This is a genomic window from Chamaesiphon sp. (genome assembly GCF_041737865.1).
Taxonomy (GTDB): Bacteria; Cyanobacteriota; Cyanobacteriia; order Cyanobacteriales; family Chamaesiphonaceae; genus Chamaesiphon.
Genome location: NZ_JBGSQZ010000016.1, coordinates 17,369 through 27,987, shown reverse-complemented (window position 1 = coordinate 27,987; position 10,619 = coordinate 17,369). Strand labels below are relative to the sequence as shown.

Here is a 10,619-nt window from a genome sequence, read left to right as displayed (position 1 = left end):
ATAAACCAGATTGCCAAAAATTGACAAATCTCTAATTAGAATATAGCTAGGATCGTGAAGATTATCAGTGTAACTTTGACAGTTAGGGCAAGTAATTCCGAGATTATTTAATTGTAAGTGCAAACAAATAAAATCCGTTTTATGGTAACAAGTGAAAACTGTAGCTTGAGATAAATCAAGAAGAGAATTCAGGTGAAAGTCCATAGCCAGTATGAGGGTAAAACGTAGCTGTCGCTACATTTTACCCTGTTTTCAGAGGAGAGCCAAATGATACTGGTGAATCTTGGGGAAATCAAATTTTGAAGAGTCATAAAATAACTCAAATAGCTTTTTAACAGCCCAAAAAGACTTACATAAATACCAGTATTTTCTCAAAAAGTTCTTCGCTTGTAGCCAAATATCTTCAACCGGATTTTGTTGAGGAGCATTTGGCGCAAATAGGATGCAAGTAACTTCAGATTATCTGGTGACTTGGATTAATTGACTTTCGTCAAATATTCTCTAAATTCACCTATATTCGGTGCACCGACTATAAACCTATGGTAACTAGCTCCATCCCAAATGAAGACGATTTTTTGATTCGGATATTTACCCTGTAAATTCTTAACAAACTTTACCGTTGATTCACCATTACCTGCTGGATAAGCTTCAATTGTAAATTCATGCGTTTGATAGTTAAGGGACCCAAAATAAGTTTGTCTATTTTTTTCATTTTTAATTGGGACTTCAATTCTAATTTTAGTTTGTCCCCATACATATCCACAGATATCTCCATTGAGTAAATGACACTCATCTATAAACAACACTGCCATCGCCCCTGTCTCAATCTCTGTCTTGTGGTTAGCCAAAAATTCATTAATCTCAGCTCGCTTTTTTTTACTAGCTCCTCGTCAAATTGTGGATTGACTTTCTGAGACCTTTTCCATCTAATCTTTCCAGCTTCAAATAGATCGTAGTAACTCTGCTTTGATTTGTATACAACCTCATACTTATCCTCTAAATGATTAATTAATTCATCTAAATGTCAATAGTCTTTAGCTTTCAGCCACTCGATTATTTCTCTTCTTTGTTCGGTTGTTAATTTGCCGATCGCGCCTTGGTATCCTAGTTTAATTCCTGCTATTCCTCCGACCTTAAAAGCTCTTTTCCAGTCCCTAACAAAGCTTGTACTTACACCTAATAAGTGTGCTATTATGCGATCGGATCTGCAATGATACAATAGGTGTGATTGAGAGGAATTAAAGTGGCATGATGCCAGGAATACTGAACTATGCGATCGACACATTGGCGGCTTTATTTCCAATTGCCAACCCAAATCGATCGGTGTGACAATTGGGTTAGCAACTAGACTAACGCAATGGAGTGATTATCTTGGATGTTTAATCGGGATTGTGCTATTTGGTGGATTACTCTGTGTCTGTCTGGTGCCTGACTGCCTGACACAAGTGGCTCAAAAGTAGACAGGGAAAGAAAAGAGTAGAAAATCATGGCTTCGCTAAAGTTACGAACGCTCTAGCTGAAACTCGGATGAACGGTTCTACTCTTCTCGATCGTCTGTTTGGTGCGAACGCACGCTGAGGAGACCGTCTAACGACACGTCTTCGCCTACAGCGCGATTCGCATCCGCAATTATTAGGATTCTTTAGTCAATACAGCCAAGCCAGAGACTGGAGACATCTCAAGACATTAGCTTGGATGGTGAGTGCTTTAATTATGACGTTATCTTCAAGGTGTGTGTGGTCAATAAAGGTCGAGCCGTGCTAAGGTGACTCCTCTATTTTCCAAAGATCCAGAGCCTTGTTTTGCTTCGGCAAAAGCTGAATTGGACTTCTACGATTCAATCTGGTTTTCGCGGATTAGTTCTCTTATCTGTCAAACCTGACTCCTACCTTCAATTTGAGATCTGTCAGTCAGCCAGGTTACTGAGTCAGTAGTTGTCTGGGCAACCCTTCACCGATCGAGAAACGTTAAAATAAATATCGGGTTGGATAAAAAATAGTCAGACAATCGAGGTGAGGAATATTGAGACAGGCGACAAATCGGGGATTTTGGGTGGCACTGTCACTGATTGGGATTTGGGCGAGTAGCACTGGCATTCTGTTTAGCTTGGATTTGGCGCAATTGCCAAGCTGGGTGAAGTTTGTAGGCTTTGCTTGGCAGATGTTTTTGTATGTGGGGTTGTTTGTGACGGCACACGATGGAATGCACGGATCGATCGCACCCTCGAATCGGAAGTTGAATGATGCGATCGGTAGTTTTGTATTATTTGTCTATGCGATGTTCCCATTTGCAAAAATGCGCCAGATGCACGATCTTCATCATGACATTCCGGCACAGGTGGGCGATCCTGACTTTCACAATGGCAAACGGCGGAATTTCTTTGCTTGGTATTTCAACTTTATGCAGAACTATTGGAGTTGGCTGCGGTTAGGATTGTTGATTTTGACATTTCATGCCGTGCATCAAGTGTTACGCGTTCCAGAGAGCAATCTTTCGTGGTTTTGGGTGTTCCCGTCGGTGATGAGTTCGTTTCAACTCTTCTTGTTTGGAACATTCCTACCACATCGCGAACCTGTCAATGGCTATGTAAATGAGTGTCGCGCTACCAGCACACCTTTTTCGGAGTTTTGGTCGTTCATTAGCTGTTACCACTTTGGCTATCACGAGGAGCATCATGACTTACCGCATTTGGGCTGGTGGCAATTACCAGCAGCACGGAGATCGCGGTTGCTCGATCGACTAACTTCCAACTAAAATCTAAACTGGAGCGAATGCTGCGCTTTTATAGAACCCATTTGAGATCTTTTTAGGTGGCGGCATTCGTTTGAGCATCAGCCGAATAAAACATAGCTTGAGCTTGAGCTTGGCGTTATCATTGTTTCGCTCAAATCTAGGGCGTACTCGAAGCAGTTTTCCTATTTGCTGTTTTGGATTTAAGAGGTGGAGTGGTACAACTAGCGATAGTCAGGCTCGTCCCTCTGTGGTGGCAACCTTTCGACCATAGAGGATAGTTCCAAACCCCGTAACGTACATCAACAGGCTATAAACAGCAGCAGGAATCGCCATCTCAGGGTTATTTAGCAGACCAGCGGTAATCGCCAGAGCTAGCGTGCCATTGGAAATACCAACCTCAATTGCAATGCAGATTTGCTGGGACGGTGGTAGCTTGAGCAGCTTACCGATCGAGAATCCTGCTAGCATTGACAGTACATTGAGTAGTAACACAGCAACTCCTACCTGTAAAATAAATCCGGGTAATTTGCTACCCTCACGGACTACTAGTAGGAGAATAATTAGTGCCAGTAGACCAGCAGCGATGCGGCTCATCACCTTTTCTAGACGATTGGCTGTGTTGGGAAATCGTTGGCGAATGGTCATGCCGATCGCGATTGGCAGCAGTGTAATCAGGAAAATTTGCACCATTGTCTGACCGATCGGCATATCGATCGCGGCATTCTGTCCGAGAAAGTGCTTGAGCGCGAGATTGGAAAAGATCGGAATCGTGAAGACTGTAATAATACTGCCAACTGCCGTGAGCGAAACTGACAGCGCAACATCTCCTTTGGCGAGATAAGTAATCAGATTAGATGAAGGACCACCACAACACAGTGCTAGCACGATTAGTCCTACAGCGATCGTTGGCTGCATCGGCACTAATTGGGTAATCAAGAGGGCAATTAGGGGTAATAGGAGCGTCTGACAAATGGTGCCTACTGCTACCGCCTTAGGGTAGCGAGCGATCCGCCGAAAATCTTCGGGAATCAGACTTAAACCCATTCCCAACATCACTAAGGACAGGGCTAGCGGTAGTAAAACAGCCGTGAACAGGTTACTTTCCATACAAGGTAGTCGGGATTACATAGACTGCATTTTACCTTTTCTTGGCCACTCGGCGATCGGTATCCCCCAAAGATAATGAAGTCCAGTCAACTTGTGTCTATTGGCTTATGACAAACACTCAGCCACGATCCTTCACCCAAAACTGATAATTTAACGGCGAGAAGACATCGACATCAAAATTTGTAGTACATACCAAAACAGCAAAGCTACCGAAGCAAATAGCTCCAGCGAAGCTGCCACATATTGGTCTTTGTTATAGTGGAGCATTACCCTCGATGTATCATAGAGGATTGCTGCCATCGCAAATCCAACCATCAGCACAGAGAAAAATAAGCCCAGGGTAAATCCAAAGATCGCGCTACAGATAATCAATCCTAGTGCCACAAAGCCACCAATTTTGAGCGCGCCACCCAGAAAGGTAAAATCTTTGCCCGTCGTGAAAGCGACTGCGGTTAAACCAACAAACATCAGTGATGTGAGAATACCTGCCGTCGGCACAATCGTCGGATCGTACACACTACTAGCGATAAATATTAACGGTGCGAAGAGGAACGCTTCGGCCACTACATATAGCCCCAATCCGCCATATTGGAGCGAGATTGAATCCGCTCTAGCTGCTAACCCCCGCGATAACCAGCCGAGAATCGAGAACCCACCCAAGATCGCCAACCATGTAAAACGACCAGTCAGAGCGCGGGCTAAAGTTTCGGCAATACCCGACTGAATCAGGAATGTCTCAAATATGATAAACAGCCCCACCGCACCAGCCAGATGGGTATAAGTCTTTTTGATAAACTCAGCCCGTTCTTGAGGCTGCTGTCTAGCTACTACATCCATAAAATTAAACCTCTAAAACTATCGATACTTAGTTTGCCGCGCGTGGGCATAGCCACAGCATGGCAGTATAACTGGTAATAGATCCAACTCTAGCTGTCCCGAATCCGGAAAGTTATGAAATACTTTACAGTTGATTTAGTTAGATCTTAGCTAGTTTCGATCGTCTTTGCTATGTCGTTTATCACTACTAAAATATGGTTCATTTAGGTCTATTATGTCCCGCCGAAACTGGTCATTTGAATACGATGCTACCGTTAGGGCAAGAAATGCAGCGACGGGGGCATCGAGTGACATTTTTTGGGATAGTTGATGCTAGAGCGAAGGTGCTAGCGGCGGGCTTAGAATTTAGGGCGTTCGGGGAAGTAGAGTTTCCAGCGGGATCGAGCGATCGATTGTTTGCCGAGCTGGGTAAACTCAGCGGTTTGGCAGCACTAAATTACACGCACGATTGGATAAAAAAATCCGCCGCAGTCTTTCTCAAAGATGGGCCAAATGTCCTCAAAGATGCCCAAATCGAAGCCTTATTAGTAGATCAAATTTTACCTGAAGGTGGTACTGTTGCTGACTTATTGGATATTCCGTTTGTGACTATTTGCAGTGCCTTGCCATTTAACCAAGAGCCGACAATCCCCCCGCTGTTTACTACTTGGAGCTATAACACCGCGTGGTGGGCGATGCTTCGCAACCAGATCGTGTACCGATTGGTGAGTCCGTTCGGAAAGTCGATGCAAACCTTGCGTTTTAGCTATCGAAAATTGTGGAAATTGGCACCAGAAATTACTTCTGATTCTCAACTAGCCATCTTAACTCAACAGCCAGCAGAATTTGAATATCCCAGACAAACTTTACTAGCATATTTCCATTTTACTGGCCCATATCACAATCGAACCAGTCGCAAGCCAGTCGATTTTCCGTGGGAGCAATTAACTGACAAACCGCTGATTTATGCGTCGATGGGGACATTACAAAATCAATTGACTGATATATTTCAGGCGATCGCCACTGCTTGTGTAGACTTAGATGCTCAGTTGGTGATTTCTCTCGGCGGAGCTAGTTTGGAATCATTACCAGTATTGCCAGGAAATCCGATTGTAGTTAGCTATGCGCCCCAACTAGCACTACTAGAGCGTGCCTCAGTGGCGATTACCCATGCGGGGATGAATACCGCACTAGAATGCTTGACTTATGGCGTTCCGATGGTGGCAATTCCGATTACCAACGATCAGCCAGGAGTGGCAGCCCGCATCGCTTGGATTGGTGCGGGTGAGATCGTGCCATTGAAACAATTAACTGCGGCGAGACTGCAAACTGCACTAAAGTTAGTATTGACTCAACCAAGTTATCGCCAAAAGGCGATCGCACTCAAACAATCGATCTCCAAATCTGGCGGAGTCAGTCGTGCGGCTGATATCATAGAACAGGCTATCTCTACTAGAAAACCAGTCGTTCGGACATGAGCAAACAGACGATCGAGTTGAGTAAATATACTGCTGCTTATACGAGCATCGGTGCAGGTATTCCCGTAATTTTATTGCATGGCTTTTTTGGTGATGCCTGGACACTGGGATCGATCGCCCAAGGATTATCAACTAATTATTGTTGCATTAGTTTAGAGTTATTAGGCTTTGGTGATTCTTCCAAACCAGATATTCGCTATCTCATCGAAGATCATGTTGAATTCCTCAAAGAGTTTTTAACTGCCAAAAAAATCAATAAGTTTTATCTACTTGGTTATTCTTATGGTGCTTGGGTAGCGGCTGCTTATGCTGTAGATATCCAGGATCGAAATCTGTCAATCCCGCAATTAGCGGGGATGGTGCTCTTAGCTCCAGCGGGAATTAGAGATGATAGTTTCGTCGGTCGTTATGACTATATCAAACCGTTATTATGGCAGACATCATTGGTAGATTTGGCTCTAAATTCGATCGCGCCATTTGTGAGATTAATCGGTAATGAGAAATCATTTAATACTATCCGTGCCGCACGAGAAGCGATCGTCTCTCAACCAGCCGCGCGATCGTTTTTAATCGATCGACTCAATCCAGAAGATGCCGTCGATACTGTCGAAAATGATATCGATCGCATCACCACTCTCACCTTAGTAATTGCAGGTGAAATCGATGGCACCATTCCATTATGGCACTCCCAAGCTTATGCTCAAAAAATTCCGCAAGCTAGTCTAGATATTATCCCTGGCGCGGATCACGATCTAGTTCAGACACATGCTCAAGAAGTAACTCGATCGATCCTGGAGTACTGGAATCGATCGAGCTAAAACGATGAAAGTTTTAACAAAGAACAGAAGCTATGGCTTCGGGGTTGAAATCCCCAGCGGGACAACCCAATTATCAATTACTTGTACTGAGCGTAGCCGAAGTATCAATTAATTTAACTACCAAAATTGTAGCCAGCTCCGACTAGAATTCCCACATCGGCTTGGCGATTATTCGGAAATCCAGCATTGAGTCGTAGCGTTCCAGTAAAAAATCTCGACAGTGGAATGTCCACACCACCAGAGATGGCTGGACTGATCTCTAAACCCCCTGCATACCGCAACATTGCGCCGCCACCAATAAAAGGCGAGAACATCGTTTGCCCAGCATCGTTGCGAATCGGAAAATCAGCAGTCAGGATAATCATGGAAGTGGCAGATCCACCCCCAAACAGTACCGTAGCATCGTGCAAAGACAGATGATCCGAAAATCTCACCTTAGTTAAAATTGCTACGCCACCCGTTCCTAAAGCAGTTGTATTACCTCCCAAACCGATCGCACTACCAATCCCAATGTAGCCATTATTCTGAGTACTGACTTTTTGGAAAGGAGCCGACTCAGCGACTAGTGATGCACTCACAGCGGTAAAGCTAGTTAAGCCACAGAGAGTAAATTTTAAAAATCTGGCGAAATATTGTGACACTGTGGATTGAATGTTATGGGGGCTATCAGGTTATACGTCCAGAAATAGCTAATGGATCTATGACGGTTTTCAAATAGATTCAAACTACCACGATCGCGATCGTCTCTGTAATTTTACGGATATCGATAGATCGACATCCGAACAGATCTACACAGCCGCGATCTCAAAGTTCCGTGGGAGTGTAGCTACATAGCAATTCAGCAGAGCCGAATTGCGCTCAGTCGAGCGATTGGGCAAAGCCCACGCTTGGCGAAGTTATGTAGCACAGTTGCCGCCATCGCAATTCTGTTGGGAGCAATGGTCGGTGAATGCTAAGATTAGTAGTTATATAGACTAAAATTAATTAGCAATAGATCGTAATGAAGTTAAATTTTCGCCGGATGATGGCAGGCTTGTTGTTACCTGCATTGCTGGTCATCATCGCATTAGTCACGGTAAGTATTTATCCACAAGTAGCAATAGCAGATGATTTTACCAAAGCAACTTTGCCGATTGATTCTGATTTCTCGGGTAAAGATCTAACTACTTTTGAGTTTACTCAAGCTAGTGTCCGCAGAGGCAAATTTATGAATGCGAATCTCACTGGTGTGAGCTTAATTGGTGGAGATTTTGATTCAGCAGATATGACTGGGGCAAATATGACCAATACTTTGTTAGATACGGCTCGACTAACCCGCGCCAATCTCACTAATGCCATCTTAATCGGTGCGTCCGCTTCTGTTGCTAATTTCGATGGTGCCATTATCGATGGTGCAGACTTTACGGATGTGCTACTGAGAAGAGATATCCAATTGAAGTTGTGTAAGGTTGCTAAAGGTACCAATCCAACCACAGGTAAAGACACCAGAGAGTCCTTGGAATGTGCTTAAATTAATTGATGATTGATAATTAATTTAACTACTGGTGTCGATGGCTACTGTCTACCAGTTAGGCAATTATATCTGACTGACAATATAATTTTCAAAAGGAGATCAGGTCGGAAATAGTCACAACTCTCAACTTTTCTAGTTCTTGGAGCCGTTGTTGAGTTGTCGAAAATAACTGATAATATTCTACTTTTTTAGTTAAATCTTCTGGTTCTTTACTTTGTAACTTACTTAAATAATACTTACGCTTTTTTTCGCAAGCAAATTTTTCCAAACAAGCGATCGCCGCACGTAATACTAATGGCGATCGCTGGATTTCTTCGGCGGTATGTTCGTCTAAATTAAATAAATGTTTAACCTGAGCGGCTCTAGCCGGATGTTCGGCGATCGAATCCTGCAATTTATTAATCAATCGATCGTCTAAATAATCAATTTCTTCCGGCTGGGAATTTTGCCCATATCCTAATGAAGATCGATCGACGATCTGTTGCCACAAGAAAGCATGGTGAGCTAACGTAAATGTAAGATCAGCAGAATCTAGCCCATCAATAATTGTCAAGCGATGAATTGGATAATGGAGGTAAATCCGTAGCAATAAATCCTCTGCTTGTTCGATTAATCTTTGACTAGGATGGATACTAACTGGAGCTATTTCTGCTTCAGCCTCGATTTTAATTGGATTATTATCGGCCGCTTCTGGTACTGAATATTTGGATCGCTCGGATCGCTCGGATTGACTAAATTTATTTACAGGTAAATTACCGCCTGTAAATTTCTGTGGGAGTGGTTTTAGTCCCTTAATTGCAGTTTGTAAATTCTCAAATAATAGGGGAATCATCCGCGCATCGCCAGCACTCAATAATCCTGCTGATTTTTGCAGATAATGGATGCGAGTAGTTACATCAGTGATATTTTGCAGCAGTTTAATAATTTTTTGGGTAGCAGCTTGATATTGTTCTGCTTGAGTGAGATCCTGATGCTCGATCGCTTTGTCGAGCTGCCAATCCAACCAGAGCGGGGCACGATCTAATAATCCTAAATAATCTTCCTGACTGTTATTTTTTAAAAACTCATCAGCATCTTTTCCCGTTGGTAAATTGAGGATGCGTAATTGCAATTGTCCTTGATAGGCAAGCTCAGTCACTTCACCAATTGCCCGTTCTGTAGCAATATTACCCGCTTTATCGGCATCAAAATTGAGAATTATTTGTTTGGATTCGGTAACTTAACTAACTGCTTGACTTGAGCCAAACTCAATGCCGTACCGAGTGCGGCGACTGCACTAGTAATTCCGGCTGCATGAAGGGCGATGACATCAAAATAACCTTCAACTACCACAGCTCGATCGGTTTTACTAATACTATCCTTCGCTCGATCGAGTCCGTATAAAGTATTACCTTTGTCAAATAATTCTGTCTCTGGCGAGTTCAGATATTTCGGTTGTTCGTCGCTCAAAGTTCGACCGCCAAACCCAATAACTCGCCCGCGCAAATCGCAAATCGGAATCATCAATCGATCGCGAAACCTATCATAGTAACTAGCCTCATCTTTGCGTGGGATAATTAATCCAGCAGCCACGATCGCTTGAGGCGGAAAATGTTTTTGTTCGATCAGATAGTTAGCTAAAGTCTCCCAGCCAGACGGCGAATAACCGAGTTTGAAACCTTGAATCGTCTCATCACTAAAAGCTCGATCGATCTTCAGATAGCTAAGAGCCTTTTCTCCCTGCGGCTGATTGAGTGCGTGCTGATAAAAGTTAGCAGTTATCGCTAATATTTCATACAATTGCTCTCGCTGCGATAATTTTCGCTGCAATTCTTGACGTTGCTCTGGCTCCAACGTCTGCACGGGAACTTGATATCGCCGCGCCAAATCTAGCACAACTTCAGTAAAAGATTGCTTCCCCAACTCCATCATGAAATTAATCGCATTCCCCCCAGCCTGACACCCAAAGCAGTAATACATCTGCTTAGTAGGACTGACTGAAAAACTCGGCGATTTTTCTTGATGAAATGGGCAGGAACCGAGATAATCCTTACCGCGTTTTTTCAGAACGACATGCTCGCCCACCACATCAACAATATCGACTTTAGCTTTAACTTCTTCGATCGTATTTGGATGTAAACGGGGGATATTCATCTTTTAGTTAACAGTTAACAG

At 43.5% G+C, this 10,619-nt stretch carries 8 protein-coding genes and 2 pseudogenes; 4 read left to right on the top strand and 6 right to left on the bottom strand.

Translation table 11 applies throughout. The features are described 5' to 3' along the window. Nucleotides 1-476 precede the first annotated feature (476 nt). Both ACEW9J_RS01175 and ACEW9J_RS01170 read right to left on the bottom strand, forming a co-directional pair. Nucleotides 477-848 (bottom strand): transposase, encoded by a 372-nt coding sequence (locus tag ACEW9J_RS01175; protein WP_373543320.1) that lies wholly within the window; start codon nucleotides 846-848, stop codon nucleotides 477-479. Then, a pseudogene (locus tag ACEW9J_RS01170) lies at nucleotides 794-1,012 on the bottom strand (IS630 family transposase); the annotation flags it as partial. The pseudogene ACEW9J_RS01170 and the gene ACEW9J_RS01175, both read right to left, overlap by 55 nt. A gap of 1,040 nt (nucleotides 1,013-2,052) precedes the next feature. Between ACEW9J_RS01170 and ACEW9J_RS01165 the strand changes: the two are divergent. Next, nucleotides 2,053-2,754, top strand: coding sequence for a fatty acid desaturase (locus ACEW9J_RS01165; RefSeq protein ID WP_373543319.1), 702 nt, complete (start codon nucleotides 2,053-2,055; stop codon nucleotides 2,752-2,754). Between the two features lie 210 nt (nucleotides 2,755-2,964). Here ACEW9J_RS01165 and ACEW9J_RS01160 read toward each other — a convergent pair whose 3' ends face one another. Both ACEW9J_RS01160 and ACEW9J_RS01155 read right to left on the bottom strand, forming a co-directional pair. Next, nucleotides 2,965-3,840, bottom strand: coding sequence for a bile acid:sodium symporter family protein (locus tag ACEW9J_RS01160; RefSeq protein WP_373543318.1), 876 nt, complete (start codon nucleotides 3,838-3,840; stop codon nucleotides 2,965-2,967). 150 nt (nucleotides 3,841-3,990) lie between these two features. Beyond that, nucleotides 3,991-4,677: a Bax inhibitor-1 family protein gene (locus ACEW9J_RS01155; RefSeq protein WP_373543317.1), complete on the bottom strand. Its 687-nt coding sequence runs from the start codon at nucleotides 4,675-4,677 to the stop codon at nucleotides 3,991-3,993. Nucleotides 4,678-4,871: 194 nt separating this feature from the next. Here ACEW9J_RS01155 and ACEW9J_RS01150 point away from each other — a divergent pair, with 194 nt between their 5' ends. Both ACEW9J_RS01150 and ACEW9J_RS01145 read left to right on the top strand, forming a co-directional pair. Then, nucleotides 4,872-6,134 carry a glycosyltransferase gene (locus ACEW9J_RS01150; protein WP_373543316.1) on the top strand — a complete coding sequence of 421 codons (1,263 nt, stop codon included), beginning with the start codon at nucleotides 4,872-4,874 and terminating at the stop codon, nucleotides 6,132-6,134. Continuing rightward, the gene (locus ACEW9J_RS01145; protein WP_373543315.1) at nucleotides 6,131-6,952 is read left to right on the top strand and encodes an alpha/beta fold hydrolase; all 822 of its coding nucleotides are present in this window, start codon (nucleotides 6,131-6,133) and stop codon (nucleotides 6,950-6,952) included. Before ACEW9J_RS01150 ends, ACEW9J_RS01145 begins: the two co-directional genes overlap by 4 nt. A 113-nt stretch (nucleotides 6,953-7,065) precedes the next feature. Here the strand turns inward: ACEW9J_RS01145 and ACEW9J_RS01140 are convergent, their stop codons facing one another. Further along, on the bottom strand, nucleotides 7,066-7,530 hold the full coding sequence (locus ACEW9J_RS01140) for a hypothetical protein (protein WP_373543314.1): 465 nt from the start codon (nucleotides 7,528-7,530) through the stop codon (nucleotides 7,066-7,068). Between the two features lie 422 nt (nucleotides 7,531-7,952). Between ACEW9J_RS01140 and ACEW9J_RS01135 the strand changes: the two genes are divergently transcribed. Then, entirely contained in the window at nucleotides 7,953-8,462 is a 510-nt protein-coding gene (locus tag ACEW9J_RS01135; RefSeq protein ID WP_373543313.1) for a pentapeptide repeat-containing protein, read from the top strand. A 91-nt stretch (nucleotides 8,463-8,553) separates the two neighbouring features. Here ACEW9J_RS01135 and dnaG read toward each other — a convergent pair. Continuing rightward, a pseudogene (dnaG, locus tag ACEW9J_RS01130) lies at nucleotides 8,554-10,598 on the bottom strand (DNA primase). Nucleotides 10,599-10,619 lie beyond the last annotated feature (21 nt).